The following is an 18,252-nucleotide window of genomic DNA, read 5'->3' as shown; positions in this document are numbered from 1 at the left end:
CTCATTTCATTAAAATAATACAGTTTCTACAACTTCATCAGCCTCATAATATTTTCCATAGTCTTTTCTACATTTTTACTTCCATCTTCAAGGGCATTTCCCAAAGTTGTAACACCTTGAACAATACTGAAAATTGAATCCACACCCTTTTCATAAAGTACTTCTATACCTTTTCCTATATTTCCTGCCAGTACTATCACCGGTTTGTCGTATTTCTTGGCCATTCTGGCCACACCCATTGGAGTTTTACCATATTGTGTCTGGAAATCAATACTTCCCTCCCCTGTAAAAACCAAATCTGCAGCCTTTACATTCTCCTCAAGGTTGGAGTATCTTATTACTATATCGATGCCAGCTTGAAGTTTTCCATTCAAAAATGCCATGAGTCCGGCTCCCAATCCTCCTGCTGCGCCAGCCCCGGGTATGTTTAATACATCTATATCAAGCTTATTTTTAATTATACAGGCATAATGTCTTAAATTATCATCCAGTATTTTTATCATTTCACTACTTGCACCTTTTTGTGGTCCGAATACATTTGATGACCCATTGCTTCCACAAAGAGGATTTGTAACATCGCAGGCAACTTCTACTTCCACTTCCTTAAGCCGTATATCAAATTCGGACAAATCTATAGAAGACAGTTTTCCCAACTCCCCTCCGCCAAATCCAATATCTCTTCCGGAGTTATCCTTCAATCTTCCACCCAATGCCTGAACAACTCCTGCACCTCCATCATTGGTTGCACTTCCACCGATACCTATGAGCAATTTTTTTACTCCACGATCCAGGCTTGCCCTTATAAGCTGTCCTGTCCCATAGGTTGTTGTTACAAGTGGATTTCTATCTTCAGGATGAATCAATGCAATTCCACTTGCACTAGCCATTTCTATAATTCCTGTCTTGCCATCTCCAAGTATACCGTATTCAGCTTCTACCTCATTCCCAAGCGGTCCAACTACCTTTAATTTATATATACTACCCTGCGTAGCATCAACCAGAGACTGCATTGTACCTTCTCCGCCATCTGCCATTGGTATCTTCATGCAATTAATATTTTTGTCTACTTTTTTGATACCCTTTTCCATGGCGTCACACACTTCTCTTGCTGTCATACTTTCTTTAAATGAATCCGGTGCCAGTAAAATATTAGACTCTTTTTTCATATTTAATCCCCCCAAATCAAGCCATTATTATATATAAAATAATACTTTTCAATAGGGGAAACAATATTCAGTTGCACAAAACTTTGTTCGAATATATGATTAATTCTATTTATATGCATAAATTAAAAGTTGAATTAACTTTCATTTGTTTTAAAATCAATAATGGAGCAATAAAGCCAGAATAAATCGATATATTTTTTTGGATTCATATTCGTAAGCTTGTATATTTTATTAAGACGGTAATTCAGGGTATTCCTATGTATAAACAACCTGTTGGATACTTTGTTCAGTTCGCCATTTTCCTCTATAAATACTTTAAGCGTTTCCCTTAATTCACCATTTTTATCGTTTACAGCAATCATATTATAGTACTCTCTCAATTCATTAACCTTCCATTGGGCATTATCCTGCGCAAACAACATCTCATATTTTAGAAAATCAAAAATATATACATTATCGCCGGGATGATTTTTTTGTCCAAAAATGAGAGTTTGATTTGCTATTTCATAGGATTTATGTATATCGGATAATTTATTATATATTTTTCCCACTGATATTTTGACATCATTATCAGTTTGTTTCTGTATTTTCTCATGAATTTTCTTTATTCTGTCCATGCAGTTTATTGTCTTGTAATGGATAGTAGGACATTTGTATATGAGAACAATCGTCTTTGAATCGATAACTGCCACAAGTGACTCCTTGAGTGCTCCTTCGAGAATTTTTACTATATTGTTCAATAAATCCAGATCTTTTCTCCGTGAAATCTTTTTAAAATCCACCTTTACAATAAAAATTGCCATGGGATAATTATAATCCAGTTTGAATTTTTTCGTATATTTTTGAAGCAGGCGAAATGATACTTGATTGTTGTTTATAAGGGATATTATCATATCCTCTTTGATCCTGTTGCTCCATTCAAGTTCCCTCATGACATATGCCTGCTCTATCATCATCTCTGCAGTCATCTTGATCAATTTACCATAACCTATAACCTCATCCCTTTTGCCTGTGATACCAATTACTCCCACAACATGATCCTGGAACTCAATGACTACATTAGTTCCCTGCTGTACTCCATTCAACTCCCTGCACTGCTTTTCATCAATATTGAATTCAGATTTTCTTTCAATTGCAAGAATTGCACCCTCATGAACATTGCCCACTCTATTTTTATCACCGGATGCTATAATTATTCCCTTGTCATTCATAATATTCACATTTTTATTGACAGCTTTCATAGTCCTTTCTACTATTCTTTCAGCAAGTTCTCTGCTTAGAACCTCCATTGAATGTTCCTCCTTAAAAATATATAAACATCTTACTGACAACGATTTTATATTATTTATTTCAATATTATCATATCACAAACAATGGCGTTCAATTTTAGGAATCCCTCTTTACAATCGTAAATTTCGAAAGCATATCATGCACCTTTTCAAATAGAAGTCCGACTACAAACCACACTGGAATGAAATCCAGCCTTATAATTCCATTTATTGAATAGGCACATCTACCATAATTCCAAGGACAATCTCCAACCAGAAACTTTATTGCATAGCCGGTAGCATATTCCATAAAAAAAATAACAAGTGTATACACGCCTCCCCGCAAAACAACCGGCCAGTTTCTGATTCTATCATGAACAGGTTCAAGGAAAACCGCCATTCCATATATGGGAAACATCCATATATATGTGAAAGCAGGCAATTTCAAGTTTCCCTGAAGCAGTGCTCCAAAACCAGTCCAAACTATTTCCATACACCATCCCAGCAGCCCATAAATTATAAATCTACTTTTCATAAACATATGTTTTACATTATATGAATTTATATGCAAGTAAATTTTTTCATATTTATTTATATTTGGGTAACAATATAATTGTACAAATAAGGAGGCGATATTCATGATGCAACAGACAATTACTCCTCGTGAATCACTGGAACTTCACGAGATACTTTCTTCCAAAAATCTTTGCCTTACAAAAGCAACAAGTGCAATTTCTCAGGTTACTGATCCTCAATTAAAACAAATTCTACAGGATGACATAACCAAAACAAGAACTCAAATCACAGAATTGAAAACTTTGATGCAGAAATCCGATTTAGCCAAAAGAGCTCTGGCAGGAAATCCTGTATAATATGGAAACAATGAGAAAAGGGGTGTAACAATGAATGATCAAATGATAGCTGCCGATTTCTTGGCATCCACAAAGGCAAGTATGAAAAATTACGCTTCTGCCATTTCAGAGACAGCTTCACCGGAAGTTAGAAACATATTGAAAAAACAATTAGATGATGCTATATGTATGCATGAAAAAATTACAGAATACATGATAAGCAAAGGATTCTATAACGCTCATGATCCACAAAAGCAATTTAAAATGGATATGCAGGCAGCAGATACTGCCTTGAACCTCAAATAATTGCACTGAAAAATACATTGGTGATATTAATATCACCAATGTATTTTTATCAAAATCCCCCGTATTCTATATTCCCAATTTTTTTGAATAGATCTTTATATTCTGAGTTTTTTCTATAGAATACAGAAGGCTGTCCAATAGGAACCTGTATACTGATTTCTCCACCTTCATACTCTTTTCCCGTCCATAAATGCACCCAATTATCTTCTGGCAAATACAATTTCCACATGCGTTTACCGGGTTTATAGACAGGTGCTACCAAAATATCCCTTCCATACAAATATTCATATTTAATCGTATAACATTTTTCATCATTCTCATAATGCATGAATAATGGTCTCTGCAGTGGAATACCTTTTTGTGAATTTTCTTTCACTATGGATTTAGTATATTCTGCCAACGAGCTATATACCCTACTCATTTTAGCAAAATGACATATAGTTTCATCATCTGAATCAAATTGCCAATTATCCTCCGGTCTATTACCCTCATGAGTTCTCATTATAGGTGTAAATGCAGCCATTTCCGCCCACCTCATAAATAACTCCTTTGTTCTCTTCATTTCAAACAATGTAGTATATCCTCCTATGTCACTGTGATGTAATCCATACCCAGTCATACCAAGTGATAAAGCGGCCGGAATTACAGAAGCCAGTCCATCATCAAGGCTCCAGTTTACATTTTGGTCTCCCGCCCAAATCATGGTAGAATATTTCTGACTTCCCGTGGAGCCTGATCTCATAAAAAATACAATGTCATTTATCTTTCCGGATTCTTCCACTGCCTCTCTATTTATTCTAGCCCACATTGCGGGCCAGACATTGTGCATTATTTCAGGACTCATTCCATTTTTTAAAACAACATCGGCTGGAAGATATTCTCCAAAATCTGCCATCCAACCTGAAAGTCCCAAATCTATCATTTCTCTTTTTATTAGGGATTTATACCATCTGCAAGCTTCCGGCATAGTAAAATCAACTATTCCGGCATAAAATTCTCCAAATTCCACAAGATAATCTTTCCCATCTTTGTCTTTTGCCAGATATCCATTTTTACTGGCTTCTTTAAATAAAGAGCCTTCAACAGCTAAATATGGATTTATATATCCTAAAAATCCTATTCCTTTTTGCTTTAATTCCTTGATTATCTTATCTAAATCAGGATACAAATTTTTATCCCAGGTCCAGTTCCACATGAGTCTTTTTCCAAAAGAGGTAATCCTGATTCCCTCCCAATCCTGGGCCCATATGCCGCTCACCTTGACTCCTTTTTCCAAAGCATCTTTTAGCTTACCGAGCACTACATCAGTTCCACCCTGTATTCCAAGCCACACTCCGTTATAAACCCACTCTGGAAGTTCTGGCTGTCTTCCCAAAAATCCAGTTAATTTCATGATTAGTTCCAGATAATTTTCTCCGGATTCAAAAATTATCCTTTTAGGCACATCCCATATCTGCAGTTCGTGAAAATTGCTGTTGCTAAAATCAAAATCCATATAGGAGCTGCCGTCAACATGGCAATAATATTTCCTGCTGGAAATAAAAGTCGGTTCCGGGAAGAATGTAGTATAATAATCTCCGCCGGATTTACCCATTGAATCTGCTAAAAAAGTGACATAAGTACTCTTATTCCTGCCGATACCCTGTTCAGAAGTCCACAATGGATAATTTCTTCCCCTAAGATCAAAATATGAAAATTGCTCTCCACACCCATATACATGTTCTCCACTTTCAGCTTTTATTCTTATCCACAATCTATTGAATTTATATGGATTTTCTAAAAATTCAATTATACTCCTTCCCTTATCTTCATAAAATTTTACTTTCAGGGAATAAATATTTTTTCTAAAAAAAGTAATTGTAACCCCATTATTATCTTCTACTAAATTAAATTCATTTAGTGCTATTTTTTCAAATATATGGTCTTTTATATCAAAGTTTCCCCTAAACATATTATAGTCTGCCTTGCCTTTTCCAACATAAATGCATGGGTTTTGAATGCTATGGGTTATTAGTTCCTTTTCGTCAATCAACAAACTAAAACCATTTTCTTTATCTCTGATCCTCACAATTATTTCCCCTCTTTATAAGCATTTTACTTGATTTTTATCTCAATGTTTTCCCCATCTATTCCTGCATAAGCTCCATTTTCGATTAGATTTTTTTTATCTCCATGAACCAAAAGCCATTTATTCCTGGCAAATAGAAGCTTATCTTTATATCTGCTTTTATTATTTTTCAATGGTTCATTAGTTCCTCTGGGTAAAACAACTATACATTTGAATCCTTCTTCTGAGGTTTTACAGGGGCCAAAATGCAAGGTAGTTTCATAAATTTGTACCGCAGTCCCCTTTTTAATGAAGAAAGCTTCAACTTTACTGGATGAATATTTATTATCCTGTATATCCCTAAGTTGTCCAAGGAAAAGTACCAAATCTGTAACAGCTACATCTATTTCACTTCCCATGTGATATTCAAGTCCATTCAACGTAGAATTTGGTCCATTACAGTACCCTATTTCTATAGGCATCTCTCCATAAAATTCGCTCTGGAGCCTATCTTTTATTTTAGTATTTTCCATTTCAGGGACTGATGCCAGATATGTATTGCCGTTCCCAGGAATAGACGTATTTTGCTCCATATATTGTATTATTTCATTAAAATTATAATCTTCTATTAATCTTCCATATTTTATGAAATCATCGTCATATGGAGACTTTATTCTTATATGAGGATTTAATTCTGCCAGTTCTTGCTGATTCACAATACTTTCCTCCTTGTTTGCAATTCTAAATCAATATCGATATATTTTTATATTCAATATGTGGCACATGACTTCAATCTTAGTAACTATATCGCCATAGGCAACCACAAAATGGGGTTCCCATCCGTCTTCCACAAATTTTGCTATTTTTTCTTCAGCCTTTCCCCCTTCAGGTTTTACAGTTACTGAAGTTCCAAAGAACTTTCTGGGTTCATTCAGGGCTTCACCCTTATAAACAAACATTCTGAAACCGTCTGAATATTTTCCAAGTCTTAGCACAGTAACAGTCCCATTTTTTAATCCAAATTCCATAGTTGGTCCAATTTTACGGTTTGGATGTACTCCAATTTTCGCGCCCTCTCTTTCACAGGCAAGAGAACTTGCACCTGCCCCACAATGCCAATAAACAATACTATCGCATTTTTCATCTACAGCTACCGGATCTCCAAAATACACGGCATTTTTAGTAAGCTGTAAAGCTATAAACATTGTCAATGCCCCTACTACATCCGTCTCACAAGCTGATGCCACGCCATTATCATTCATCATTGACAATACGGTGCAGACGGGAGCATCAAATTTCTCGAAAAAATCAGGCCAGCACCTGGAAGCTACGGCATCAGCTCCCGTATTTACTACAAATTCCTGATAAGCTGTACGCAAACGTGCATATTTTTCCAAACTTTCAGGGGATACGGCATCACAGGCTATAGTACGTGACTTTAGTTCTTCCAGGGCTGGTGATATGTCATCAATACTATATTCCGCGGCTTTTTCCATTATCTGTGATGCCTCAATTTGAGAAATTCTAGAACCAAAAGTAGCTGCAAGCTTTGATTCATCAATGGCTCCAAATCCAAAACCTGCTGGCTGAGAGCCAATAACTCCAATTACCAGGTTCTTTAATTTTTTAATCACGTCAACAGCTTCTCCTATATCACTTATCCTTTTAACCAATTCATCTTCATCTGGATTTCCAAATACAAATTTGTGTTTATGCCCCTGGGTATATACACTGTTACCGGCAGAAAAAGCACCTGTAAGGGAATTAAGCTTCAAACGCCCTCCATCCATTGAAGGCTCACGTACTGCCCAGATCACTATGGGGCAGTCAAAACGGCGTGTTAATTCTGTAACAAAATCTCCACCAATGAAGGTCGTAGATTGATAGATAATCAAATCCGGCTTTGAAATATTATCAGCAAACTCGCCCAATATCTCTAGAGAAGTGATAAGTTCATCTGGTTTTATGATATTGTCGAAAATTCCTCCAAGCATTTTACAGGATCTTTTAAAGTTTTCCCTGGCATCCGGCATAAAAAATGTAGTACGTGCAAATGGGAAAAAGGCTACTTTAATATTCATAACCAAACAACTCCTTATTTTAGTTAATCCTCCAACAACTTTTCCTAATTTTTTACTACTTGAAGTTAAAATTAGATTATGGTTTGCTGTGTTTCTCTATCAAATATATGTACTTTACTATTATCAAAGGCTACTTTTATATTATCTCCTACCCCTATTTTCGAAGTACCTGCTGCTCTTACAGTAAAATCAGTTTTTCCTTTACTTAAATATAAAAATGTCTCAGATCCCATAAGCTCTGTTACAATTACTCTGGCACTAACTACAGAATTGCCGTACCTGTCAATAGATTTCTCATTGCTATCTATATTTTCCGGTCTTATCCCCATAATTACATCTTTATCCATATATCCTTTTTCTCTGATAATTCTACTATGTTCCTCATTTAACGGTAATGATTCGTTATCGAACCGCAGAACAAATTTACCATTTTCTTCTACAACCCTGGCATCTATAAAGTTCATCTGAGGGCTTCCTATAAATCCGGCCACAAAAATATTTGCGGGATGATTATATATCTGCTGTGGGGTATCAACCTGCTGCACTATACCATCATTTATGACCACTATCCTTGTTCCCAAGGTCATGGCTTCCGTCTGATCATGGGTAACATAGATAAATGTAGTTTCAAGTTTTTTATGAAGCTTTGCTATCTCCGTTCTCATCTGGACTCTAAGTTTTGCATCAAGATTAGACAGAGGTTCATCCATTAGAAATACCTTTGGATTTCTTACTATGGCTCTTCCCATTGCAACTCTCTGTTTTTGACCTCCTGACAGGGCTTTTGGTTTTCTATCCAGCAAATGCTCAATATCAAGAATTTTTGCTGCTTCCCTAACTTTGCTGTCTATAACTTTCTTGGGTATTTTTCTAAGCTTTAATCCAAATGCCATATTACCATATACAGTCATATGGGGATATAATGCATAATTTTGAAACACCATGGCTATATCTCTATCTTTAGGCGGAATATTATTTTTTAATTCTCCTCCTATATATAATTCACCTCTAGAAATATCTTCCAGCCCAGCTATCATTCTCAATATGGTGGATTTTCCACAACCTGAAGGCCCTACAAAAACAACAAATTCCTTGTCGTCTATCTCAAGGTTGAAATCTTTTACCGCCGTAACATTGCCAGAATATATTTTATATATGTGTTTTAAGGATAAATTAGCCACTAAAAATCACTCCTTTAACTTTTAACTGCTCCACTTGTAATACCAGATATGATTCTTCTTTGAAAAATCAGTACTAGTACTATAACCGGAATTGTAGCTATAATAGACGCTGCAGATACTTGACCCCAAGGCACATTGTATTCACCCTGAAGCATAACTATACCTACCGGTACAGTTCTTATATCCCCGTTCGTAGCAAAAATAAGCCCAAAAAGGAATTCATTCCAGGCCGTTATAAATACCATTATAAAAGTAGTAAATATACCTGGTGTAACAAGCGGCATTATTATTTTTAAAAATATTGTAAATGGTGATGCTCCATCAATTTTTGCAGATTCATCCACCTCTTTGGGTATAACCTTGAAAAAAGCCTGTAGATTCCAAATAGCAAGAGGAAGAGAAAAAGTAATATATGGAAGTATCAATCCCCAATAGGTATTTAACAATTGTGTTTGTTTGAATATTATAAATAATGGACTGACTAAGGCTATTCCAGGAAAAATCGATACCGAAAGCACAAATGCCAGTATAAAATTTTTTCCTTTAATATCAAGCCTTGCGACTGCATAAGAGCAAAATATTCCTATAACCAAACTTATTATAGTCGAGGTAATGGAAACTATAAGGCTGTTTAATATATACTTTAAAAAATCAGTTTGAGTAAAAATATAAATATAGTTTTCCAGATGTATTCCATGGGGAAGCAAACTCATATCTGAGTTATTTAGTTGTGCAGAACTTCTAATGGATACAATAAACTGCCAGTAAACCGGGAAAAGTGATATTATAACTACTAGAATTACCAGTATTATAAAAAATATCTTATTTGTTATTCTATAATTCATGGTCAGTACCTCCCTATAGCTTTTACTTCTCATCCTCAGAGCTCAAAAGTTTAAGATAAATTAAACACAATATAAATATTATTACAAAAGCCAGCATGGCAACTGCCGAACCATAACCAATATCCAGATTATTAAATAGCTGTTTATATGCATACATTATAATGGATATTGTGGAATTTCCAGGTCCTCCGGCAGTCATTCCATATATGGTATCAAATATTCTGAGGGCTCCAATTATTCTAAAAAGCAACACCACAATGACTATATTCTTTATGTATGGTAAAGTTATACTCCAAAATTTTCTAAAATATCCGGCTCCATCTACATCCGCTGCTTCATAAAGTTCTTTTGGAACGGTTTGAAGTCCTGCTAGAAGTAATAGCGCCATAAAGGGCAGTTGTTTCCAAACATCGGCTATTATTATAGCCCACATGGAATATCCAACAGTTCCAAGCCATAATACAGGAGTTTTAATTATATGCATATTTATGAGTAATTCATTTATTATACCTAATTTATCATTGAACATAAATTGCCAGATCAAGGCGACAATAATTCCAGGTATGGCCCAGGGTATAAGTATTGAAGTCCTCACTATCCCCTTATATCTAAAATTGGCATTCATAATCAATGCCAGTACAAAGCCCAGTACCAATTCAATTATTACTGAAAAAAAGGTAAAATAGAATGTATTTTTCAGTCCCTGCCAAATCACCGGATCTGTCCCCATTTTTACATAGTTTTTTATACCGATAAACCTGGTTGCACCTGGATTTTGAAGCTGCATATCAAAAAAACTATTCCAAAATGTTTTTATTATTGGATACACTGCGATCATGATTATTACAATTAATGCAGGCGCTACCATCAAATATCCCAATCTTTTTTCAGAAAGGTCTCTTCTATTTGCATTACGTCTTGTCCAGCCCATACTGCAATCCCTCCACGTTGCTTTAGGACCAAGCTAAAAATATATTAATTAGCTCAGTCCCTTTATTTTCTATTTATTGTTTATATTTTTCAAATCCTTTGCAGCATTTTTTAATGCATTATCTATAGGAACTTCACCTGTAATCGCTTTATGAAGATTGACCTGCAGGGCATCCGATATCTTTGCATAATATGGAGAAACCGGTCTAGGCTTTGCAACCTTCAATATAGGAAGTAAATCTTTATATTGTGGAAATTTGGCCAATATTTCCTTGTCAGAATATAAACTTTCCCTTGTTGACATATATGACCCTTCAATAGCATTTATCTTCTGTCCTTCATCGCCTGTAACAAACTGAATAAATTTCCATGCTTCTTCCGGATGTTTTGAATTCTTGTTTATACCTAAATTCCATCCACCAAGCGTAGCTCCTGGTTCTGTCCCATCTGGACCTATTGGCATAGGTGCTATTCCAACTTTTCCTTTAACAGCTGAACCCTCCGCATTTACAACCGTATAATTAAGCGGCCAGTTCCTCATGAATAAAGTTTTACCCTGTACAAACTGATCCGTACAATCCTGTGGTTTATATGTAACTACACCTTTCGGGGCAACATTCTGATCTATCAGATTTTTCATTATTTTTATTCCGGCAATTGATTGTGGTGAATCTATCACGACTTTCCCATTGTTGTCAATGATGCTTCCACCATTACCAAATATGAATTCAGAAGCATTGCAGACTATTGCCTCATTTTGAAATGCTTGAAACAATATTCCCTGGTTTATTCCATTTTTCCCTATGTTATCCTTACTTATTTTTATTAATTCATCCCATGTCTTTGGAGGCGTAGGAATCAGATCTTTTCTATAAAACAGTACTCCTGCATCTGTAGAAAATGGTACTCCATAAATACTTCCTTTGTATTTTACAGAATCAATATTTCCTGAAAAAAATTTGCTCTGTGCATCTTTAGTAAAATATTTATCCAGTGGTAGAAGCCATACTGCCGATGAAAATTCACTTGCCCAAACAACATCCATGGTAACCACATCTATACTGCTATCTCCTGTGGATAGTGCTGTTGTATAAACATTGTGCTGTTCTGTCGACGTGGAAGGCAAATTTTCAATTTTAACTTTTATGTTGGGGTTTTTCTTTTCAAAAGCTTCCACTATTTTTGAAGCCGCCGGTGTTGCATCCTGACCCCTTTTCCAGACTATGGTTACTTGTTTGCCTGAATCCGACTTTTCACCAGAACTCTGCTGACCACATCCAGACATGATTATACTAGTTCCCAATATACCTGCCAGTATTGAAATTATAAGTTTTCTCTTTTTCATATACTTATCCCCCTATTTACAAATTTTCAACATACAAAAAAAGCCAATATGCATCTTAAAATAATTCAATTTTAAGACGAACACCAGCCTTCAGTTTTTCTGATCAGCTTTATTCACTTATTTTCTATGCGTTTAATTAATCATATCATAGATATTTTTTGATGTCAATAATTAATTAAAATAATTAATTAATTTAAATTTATCATATAATACTTGTCATAAAATATTTTAATAGTCTATAATGAGTTAGAAAGAAAAAGATATACTTACATTTCATGGATAGGAGTTTTACAATGATAAAAAAAGGTGTCAATTTTTCAGACTTAAAAACAGCAAATAGGAAAAATATACTTATGGCAATAAAAAATTTTGGTGCTATTCCCCGTAAGGATATATCAGATATTATTAGTTTAACTCCTGCCGCAGTTACTATAATAACAAATGAAATGAAGGAAGAGGGTATTCTCGTTGAAAGAGGCAGACTAATAGAAACTGATAAAAGAATAGGGAGAAAAAAAATACTTATAGATATAAATTATAATTTTAAATATATAGTTGGTATTTCCATTGAAAGTGATACCGTTGGCATCGGGCTCTGCAATTTAAAGGGTGATGTGCTGGATAACCGGCAATTTGATATTCCTCAGGAGGACAGAGGTTACGGTATAAATATTTTACAGTTTATAAGTCATACTTGTAGTAATTTATTTTTAAAATACAATGTTAAAAAACATGATATTTTAGGAATAGGTATAGGGATAATTGGCTCCGTAGATATTTTGAATGGTATAAGCAAAGATAGCTATGGTATTTTTGAAAAAAATTTCCCTATAAAAGAGCTATTTGAAAAGCAATTTAACATTCCAGTGTGTATTGACAATAATGTACGTGCATTGGCCATGGCTGAGATTGACTTAAAATCTTCTCAATTCAAAGAAAATAACATGATATTCGTAAAATATGGTCCGGGAATAGGTACGGCTATCATTATCAACAATGAAATATATCAAGGCAGCAACAATAATGCAGGTGAACTAGGTCATATAATAGTTAAACAAAATGGGCAATTGTGCAAATGCGGCAAAAGAGGCTGCCTTGAAACAGTAGCTTCTCAAAATGCTATTTTTTCCAGTGTCAGAAAAATATTTTCCAGAAGCAAAACTCCATTTCTCTTCGAAATCACTGAAGGTAATCCCGAAAATATAAATCTGCTTAATATAGTTAGAAGCTCTCAAAATGGAGACGAAAATATAACTGATATTCTTAACAAAGCCATGTTTTATTTTTCATCGGCCCTATCCACAGCTATTACTCTATATGATCCTAAACAGGTAGTCCTTTATGGTGAAGCCTTCAATTATGATTTTTTTATAGATAAATTAAAATTACATCTGGAATATATTACAGACAACGCCAATATAACAGACATTATAAGTATAAGTAAAATAGAGTATAATTATAAATTCTTGGGTGGAGCAGCTCTGGCATTAAGAAATTTTTTCTATAATAGAGGTGGAAAATCTTTAGCCAAATATATGGATTAGATGAGCTTATAGATAGTCCATCCTCCATGATTTCTACATACTTTTAACTACTTTGATAGTAGCTGAAAAATCTTCTTTCCCATAACCTTCATTCATGGCTTTTTTATAAACTTCCCTTGAATTTTGGGCTCCTGGCAAATTCAAATTTAACTCCCCAGCAAGTTTTACTGCTATATTTATATCTTTATTCATATTTTCAACCGAGAAGGCGGTAGTAAAATCATTATTTTTTATGGCATTTTTTTTGCTGTCCAGGTAGAAATTCTGACCTCCTCCATAGGATATTGCTGTAAATACATCATCTATATTAAGTCCTGACTTCTCCGCCAATGTCACCATTTCATTAACCCCATTTTGAATTTGCGAAACAAGCATATTGTGACATATTTTCATCACAAGGCCTGAACCATTTAACCCCATGTATATTATGTTGTTACCCATATATTCAAGTACTGATTTTGCTCTTTGAAAAGCATCCTTTTCGCCGCCTACATAAATTCCAAGTTCTCCCTTTATTGCTGCAGCCTTACTTTTTACAACAGGTGCATCTATCATTTGGCTTCCCTTTTTTCTTACCTCAGCTGAAAGTTTTCTGGAAACAGATGGATCTATAGTGCTCATCTCTATGAGAAGCTTCCCTTCCGTTAAAACAGGTAATAATTCCTCATAAACTCCCACAACATGCTCACTTTTGGGAACCATGGTCAAAATCACATCGCACTTTTTCCCTATTTCTAAAGAGGAAGCTGCAGCCTCAGCGCCCATAGAAACTAATTTTTCAATTTTTTCTGAGTTCAGGTCAAAAACTAAAACCTTCTCCCTACTTTTTTTCAATATATTTTCGCACATGGATTCACCCATGATTCCAAGACCTATAAATCCTATTTTCATAATCCTTATCTCCTATTTTTTAAAATTCATCGGCTCTATTATCAGAGCCAAACAGTTTTATCTTTTCCTTGACTTTTTCCTTCATTGCTTCTCTTCCATTACCAAGCAGCACTCCCAATTGATACTCTTCAGGATTATTTTTCAAAGTCTCATAAACTCCTTTTGCAAAAGCTTGTCTTAACTCCGTATCAACATTTATCTTGGCCACCCCCAATGAAATAGATTTTCTAACTTGATCATCAGGGACTCCAGAACCCCCATGTAATACAATGGGTCTTTTGACAACATTCGAGATATCTTTCAATCTCTGAAATGCAAGCTTGGGAGTTTTTTTATAGACTCCATGAGCCGTACCAATGGAAACAGCCAGATAGTTTACGCCGGTTTTTTCTACGAATCTAAAGGCTTCATCACATGTGGTAAGCATTGCATCTTTATCTCTTACAGAAATGTCATCTTCTGTCCCTCGGATTTTACCTATTTCGCCTTCAGCTCCAATGTTGAGTGCATTTGCAAATTCCACTATTTTTCTTGTAGTATCTGCATTATCTTCAAAAGCCAGAGCCGACCCATCAAACATAACTGACTGAAACCTCAGCTGGATTGCTTCCAGGGTTTGTTCATAGGAATGACTGTGATCCAGATGTATACATACAGGTACGGAAACATCTCTTATAAAACAATCCACCATTTTCCTCATCTCATAAAGCCCCATATTTTGAATTACTTTTTGCCCTATCTGCATCATTACAGGTGCTCTCTCCTCCTCCGCCGCCTTCAACACTGCCTGGATACCTTCAGCATTGTGAATGCTAAAGGCCCCTATGGCATATTTATTTTTCCATGCATGTTCAATTAACCTCTTCCCTGATATATATGGCATGCTAACATTCCTTCCTATCTTTTCAATTCTATATCATATTTGTAATAATCACTTCTATATCTAGTTTTTGTATACTCTATGGGCAGATCATCCAGCCCAAAACTTAATCGCGTCATTTCCAAGACTGCAGTTCCCGGTAAAATTCCCAAAACATCTGCTTCTTCAGCAGTACAGTTGACTGCCGAAATTTGTTCTTTTGCATTTTTCAGATAAATATTGTTATTTTCCAAAACATCATAATAGTTTATCTTGTCAAGCTCATATTTATTCAGTAAAGTACCAATATGCTCCGGCCAGTAGGTACTTTCCACGGCTACAGGAATATCATCAACAAAACGTACACGTTCCACCAATAGTATTTTTTTATTTTCAGGAATTTTCATGATATATTTTTGATAAAAAAATGTATCTTTGAATTCACACCTAAGTACCCTGGAGTGAGGGCTAAACCCCTTTTCCCTTACTTCTTCCGCAAAACCAGTCAGCCTGCCGAGCTTCTCCATAATATGTGGATGCTTTACTACAGTACCCTTGCCCTGCTTTTTTTCTAGGAAACCATCCTGAACCAGAAGAGAAATAGCCTGACGTATGGTAGTTCTACTTACATTAAATTCTTTCATAAGCTCCTGTTCTGTGGGTATCAAATCGCCCAGAGTCCAGATTCCTTTTTCTATGCGATAAGCCAATATATTTTTTATTTGAATATATAATGTTACATTATTACTTGAATCTACAATATTTTTTTTCATATTCTTTTCTCCTTCCAAGAGCTGGGGGACAGGAGAAATAATCGTGTCCAATCAAGGGTTTCAACCAATTATAATACCGTTTTGGATCACTAATAAATTCATCTGGAAGTCTTCTTTCTCCTTCATTGGTTACTTCTTTAAGTAAACAGCTCTCTAGAGAATAATTATATCCCTTAGAACATCTATTTTGAATGGTGACCATAATATTTGAGTAATTATCTTTTAAAAACCTTGCTGCTTTTTTCCCTGTTTCATAAGCTTCCAATCTATCTTGATCAGAAACTGCCAGTGAAAAACTTCTCTGATTCATTCCCAGGTTTTCTGCCCTTGCCGACAACCCCAGATTTGATCTAACTAAATTTTCAAGATTATTAGATATTCCGCCCAAAACGACCCTGCCATTTGTTACAGATTTTTGAATTTGATTCTCATCATCCAATTTTATCCCTTCACTGACTACAACTACAGCTGTTCCATATTCTTTTACCAGATTTTTAACGTCCATCAGGAATTCCTTTATTTCAAATTTGTTTTCCGGCAAGTACACTATATGTGGACCCTGTTCTTCAGATTCCTTCAATAATCCGGCGGATGCAGCAAGCCACCCTGCATTACGTCCCATGGTTTCAATTATTCTAACCTGTTCAAAATTTTTCATCGACTCCAAATCTTTACTGATATCTCTTGCAGAGAATGCAACAAATTTAGCTGCACTGCCAAAACCAGGTGCATGATCCGTCTTTCCCAAATCATTATCAACTGTTTTAGGTATGCCTATAATCTGCAATTCATATCCCATGATATCAGCTCTATTACTGATTTTTTGCAAAGCTGCCATAGTACCGTTTCCACCAATAAATACAAGTGAGTGGATACCATGGGATTTTAAATTTTCAACAATTACTTCTATTTGATCGTCAGTAAGATTATATCTGCCTGAACCAAGGCATGCTCCTGAAACATACTTATATTTTTTTATCAGCCTCAGAGTTTCACCCTGAAGTTCCACAAGGTCATTATCTACTAACCCCTGATAACCATTTAATACACCATATACTTCACTATTATCATCAATACCATCTAAAAATCCTACCAGACTAGTATTTATAACAGCAGTAGGCCCTCCAGCCTGCCCTATTGCAATTTTATGCACGTCTGTCTCCTTCCATATTTACATCTTTTTATTAAATAATTCATAGTAATGTTACTATCTTTATATAAACATAGCTATGTTTATATAAAGATAGCTATGGATCACTTGTGAAATTGCCTTTTTAGGCTATCCATTTTTTGTGAATCCAGCTTCACATCACCTAGTGGATACTTCCTGCCAAGCGCGTAATACTTGGGTTCTCCAAGTCTATGATAAGGTAACAATTCATATTTTACATTTGGAAACTGACTTATAAAATCAAAAATTTCCTGAATATCCTCCTTTGTGTCATTAAATCCAGGTATCACAGGCGTACGTGCAAGTACAGGCAAGTTCCTGTATTTTCTACACATCCTACTAAAATTCTCCAATATCAATTCATTGGAAACTCCGATAAACTGCTTGTGTTTTTTGTTATTCATGGATTTTATATCATATAAAACATTGTCCAAATATCTGCATGCTTCATCCAGTACTTCCCACTTTACAAAACCTGAAGTTTCTATAGCACAGTTGATTTTTCGATATTTAGCTTCCTTTAAAATAAAAATTGCAAATTTACTTTGAAAAAGAGGTTCTCCCCCGCTTAACGTCAGGCCACCATTTGAATTTGCATAAAATATGCTATCTTTTTCCACAATATCAACTATTTCTTCTGCAGTCTTTTCATATCCCATTATGTGAAGAGCCTGTGAAGGACAATTTGATGCACAATCAAAGCAACTTTTACATAAGTTTCTGTGGATGGAAACTCCTTTTTCTGTTATTGAAATTGCATTATTTTTACAGGTATTTTTACAAATGCCACATCCAATACATTTTTGCCGGCTATAAGCCAATTCATATTTTCCACTTTGGGATTCGGGGTTGGCACACCATAAACAATGCAATGGGCACCCTTTTAAGAACACAATAGTACGAATACCTGGTCCATCATTAACTGAGAAATTTTGTATATTGAATATAGTACCGCTGTTATCTAAATGTGTGGCCATAGAATCCATATCTCCTT

Annotated in this window: 18 protein-coding genes; 3 read left to right on the top strand and 15 right to left on the bottom strand. The window is 35.2% G+C overall.

Going from position 1 to position 18,252, the window contains the following annotated elements; all coding sequences use genetic code 11:
- Positions 1–26: 26 nt before the first annotated feature.
- The 3 genes from ACSVC9_RS00600 to ACSVC9_RS00590 form a co-directional block, all read right to left on the bottom strand.
- A complete protein-coding gene (locus tag ACSVC9_RS00600) occupies positions 27–1,166 on the bottom strand; it encodes a glycerate kinase family protein (protein ID WP_446898460.1) in 1,140 nt (379 codons plus the stop codon).
- Between the two features lie 134 nt (positions 1,167–1,300).
- Positions 1,301–2,455, bottom strand: a complete 1,155-nt coding sequence (locus ACSVC9_RS00595) for a sugar diacid recognition domain-containing protein (protein WP_446898459.1) — start codon at positions 2,453–2,455, stop codon at positions 1,301–1,303.
- Between the two features lie 97 nt (positions 2,456–2,552).
- Positions 2,553–2,969, bottom strand: a complete 417-nt coding sequence (locus tag ACSVC9_RS00590) for a putative ABC transporter permease (RefSeq protein WP_446898458.1) — start codon at positions 2,967–2,969, stop codon at positions 2,553–2,555.
- Positions 2,970–3,072: 103 nt separating this feature from the next.
- Between ACSVC9_RS00590 and ACSVC9_RS00585 the strand changes: the two genes are divergently transcribed.
- On the top strand, positions 3,073–3,306 hold the full coding sequence (locus ACSVC9_RS00585; RefSeq protein ID WP_446898457.1) for a hypothetical protein: 234 nt from the start codon (positions 3,073–3,075) through the stop codon (positions 3,304–3,306).
- 30 nt (positions 3,307–3,336) lie between these two features.
- Positions 3,337–3,591 carry a spore coat protein gene (locus tag ACSVC9_RS00580; protein ID WP_446898456.1) on the top strand — a complete coding sequence of 85 codons (255 nt, stop codon included), beginning with the start codon at positions 3,337–3,339 and terminating at the stop codon, positions 3,589–3,591.
- Positions 3,592–3,640: 49 nt separating this feature from the next.
- Here ACSVC9_RS00580 and ACSVC9_RS00575 read toward each other — a convergent pair whose 3' ends face one another.
- The 7 genes from ACSVC9_RS00575 to ACSVC9_RS00545 form a co-directional block, all read right to left on the bottom strand.
- Positions 3,641–5,659 (bottom strand): alpha-glucosidase, encoded by a 2,019-nt coding sequence (locus tag ACSVC9_RS00575; protein ID WP_446898455.1) that lies wholly within the window; start codon positions 5,657–5,659, stop codon positions 3,641–3,643.
- Positions 5,660–5,685: 26 nt separating this feature from the next.
- Positions 5,686–6,354, bottom strand: a complete 669-nt coding sequence (locus tag ACSVC9_RS00570; protein ID WP_446898454.1) for a DUF4867 family protein — start codon at positions 6,352–6,354, stop codon at positions 5,686–5,688.
- A 30-nt stretch (positions 6,355–6,384) separates the two neighbouring features.
- Complete coding sequence (locus ACSVC9_RS00565; RefSeq protein WP_446898453.1) at positions 6,385–7,719, bottom strand: L-fucose/L-arabinose isomerase family protein; 1,335 nt, start codon at positions 7,717–7,719, stop codon at positions 6,385–6,387.
- Positions 7,720–7,790: 71 nt separating this feature from the next.
- Positions 7,791–8,900 (bottom strand): ABC transporter ATP-binding protein, encoded by a 1,110-nt coding sequence (locus ACSVC9_RS00560; RefSeq protein ID WP_446898452.1) that lies wholly within the window; start codon positions 8,898–8,900, stop codon positions 7,791–7,793.
- Positions 8,901–8,914: 14 nt separating this feature from the next.
- On the bottom strand, positions 8,915–9,745 hold the full coding sequence (locus tag ACSVC9_RS00555) for a carbohydrate ABC transporter permease (protein ID WP_446898451.1): 831 nt from the start codon (positions 9,743–9,745) through the stop codon (positions 8,915–8,917).
- 22 nt (positions 9,746–9,767) lie between these two features.
- Entirely contained in the window at positions 9,768–10,676 is a 909-nt protein-coding gene (locus tag ACSVC9_RS00550; protein WP_446898450.1) for a carbohydrate ABC transporter permease, read from the bottom strand.
- A 69-nt stretch (positions 10,677–10,745) separates the two neighbouring features.
- On the bottom strand, positions 10,746–12,020 hold the full coding sequence (locus ACSVC9_RS00545) for an ABC transporter substrate-binding protein (protein WP_446898449.1): 1,275 nt from the start codon (positions 12,018–12,020) through the stop codon (positions 10,746–10,748).
- 293 nt (positions 12,021–12,313) lie between these two features.
- On the opposite strand from ACSVC9_RS00545, the gene ACSVC9_RS00540 reads away from it, so the two are divergent.
- On the top strand, positions 12,314–13,564 hold the full coding sequence (locus tag ACSVC9_RS00540) for an ROK family transcriptional regulator (protein ID WP_446898448.1): 1,251 nt from the start codon (positions 12,314–12,316) through the stop codon (positions 13,562–13,564).
- Positions 13,565–13,597: 33 nt separating this feature from the next.
- On the opposite strand, the gene ACSVC9_RS00535 is transcribed toward ACSVC9_RS00540, so the two are convergent.
- The 5 genes from ACSVC9_RS00535 to ACSVC9_RS00515 form a co-directional block, all read right to left on the bottom strand.
- Positions 13,598–14,455, bottom strand: a complete 858-nt coding sequence (locus ACSVC9_RS00535) for an NAD(P)-dependent oxidoreductase (protein WP_446898447.1) — start codon at positions 14,453–14,455, stop codon at positions 13,598–13,600.
- A gap of 19 nt (positions 14,456–14,474) precedes the next feature.
- The gene (locus ACSVC9_RS00530) at positions 14,475–15,338 is read right to left on the bottom strand and encodes a class II fructose-bisphosphate aldolase (RefSeq protein WP_446898446.1); all 864 of its coding nucleotides are present in this window, start codon (positions 15,336–15,338) and stop codon (positions 14,475–14,477) included.
- Between the two features lie 14 nt (positions 15,339–15,352).
- Complete coding sequence (locus tag ACSVC9_RS00525; RefSeq protein WP_446898445.1) at positions 15,353–16,087, bottom strand: GntR family transcriptional regulator; 735 nt, start codon at positions 16,085–16,087, stop codon at positions 15,353–15,355.
- On the bottom strand, positions 16,059–17,240 hold the full coding sequence (locus tag ACSVC9_RS00520) for a diphosphate--fructose-6-phosphate 1-phosphotransferase (protein WP_446898444.1): 1,182 nt from the start codon (positions 17,238–17,240) through the stop codon (positions 16,059–16,061). The genes ACSVC9_RS00525 and ACSVC9_RS00520 overlap by 29 nt, the downstream gene beginning before the upstream one ends.
- Before the next feature lie 101 nt (positions 17,241–17,341).
- Positions 17,342–18,235 (bottom strand): glycyl-radical enzyme activating protein, encoded by an 894-nt coding sequence (locus ACSVC9_RS00515; protein WP_446898443.1) that lies wholly within the window; start codon positions 18,233–18,235, stop codon positions 17,342–17,344.
- Positions 18,236–18,252 lie beyond the last annotated feature (17 nt).

This window comes from Clostridium sp. LBM24168, from assembly GCF_052953915.1.
The sequence above is the reverse complement of the archived record's forward strand: the minus strand, read 5'-3'. Positions and strand labels throughout refer to the sequence as shown.

Coding starts and splice junctions, on each gene's coding strand:
- ACSVC9_RS00535 (WP_446898447.1), bottom strand. CDS start 14,455: ATGAAAATAGGATTTATAGGTCTTGGAATCATGGGTGAATCCATGTGC.
- ACSVC9_RS00530 (WP_446898446.1), bottom strand. CDS start 15,338: ATGCCATATATATCAGGGAAGAGGTTAATTGAACATGCATGGAAAAAT.
- ACSVC9_RS00555 (WP_446898451.1), bottom strand. CDS start 9,745: ATGAATTATAGAATAACAAATAAGATATTTTTTATAATACTGGTAATT.
- ACSVC9_RS00580 (WP_446898456.1), top strand. CDS start 3,337: ATGAATGATCAAATGATAGCTGCCGATTTCTTGGCATCCACAAAGGCA.
- ACSVC9_RS00515 (WP_446898443.1), bottom strand. CDS start 18,235: ATGGCCACACATTTAGATAACAGCGGTACTATATTCAATATACAAAAT.
- ACSVC9_RS00595 (WP_446898459.1), bottom strand. CDS start 2,455: ATGGAGGTTCTAAGCAGAGAACTTGCTGAAAGAATAGTAGAAAGGACT.
- ACSVC9_RS00585 (WP_446898457.1), top strand. CDS start 3,073: ATGATGCAACAGACAATTACTCCTCGTGAATCACTGGAACTTCACGAG.
- ACSVC9_RS00565 (WP_446898453.1), bottom strand. CDS start 7,719: ATGAATATTAAAGTAGCCTTTTTCCCATTTGCACGTACTACATTTTTT.
- ACSVC9_RS00600 (WP_446898460.1), bottom strand. CDS start 1,166: ATGAAAAAAGAGTCTAATATTTTACTGGCACCGGATTCATTTAAAGAA.
- ACSVC9_RS00590 (WP_446898458.1), bottom strand. CDS start 2,969: ATGAAAAGTAGATTTATAATTTATGGGCTGCTGGGATGGTGTATGGAA.
- ACSVC9_RS00550 (WP_446898450.1), bottom strand. CDS start 10,676: ATGGGCTGGACAAGACGTAATGCAAATAGAAGAGACCTTTCTGAAAAA.
- ACSVC9_RS00540 (WP_446898448.1), top strand. CDS start 12,314: ATGATAAAAAAAGGTGTCAATTTTTCAGACTTAAAAACAGCAAATAGG.
- ACSVC9_RS00545 (WP_446898449.1), bottom strand. CDS start 12,020: ATGAAAAAGAGAAAACTTATAATTTCAATACTGGCAGGTATATTGGGA.
- ACSVC9_RS00525 (WP_446898445.1), bottom strand. CDS start 16,087: ATGAAAAAAAATATTGTAGATTCAAGTAATAATGTAACATTATATATT.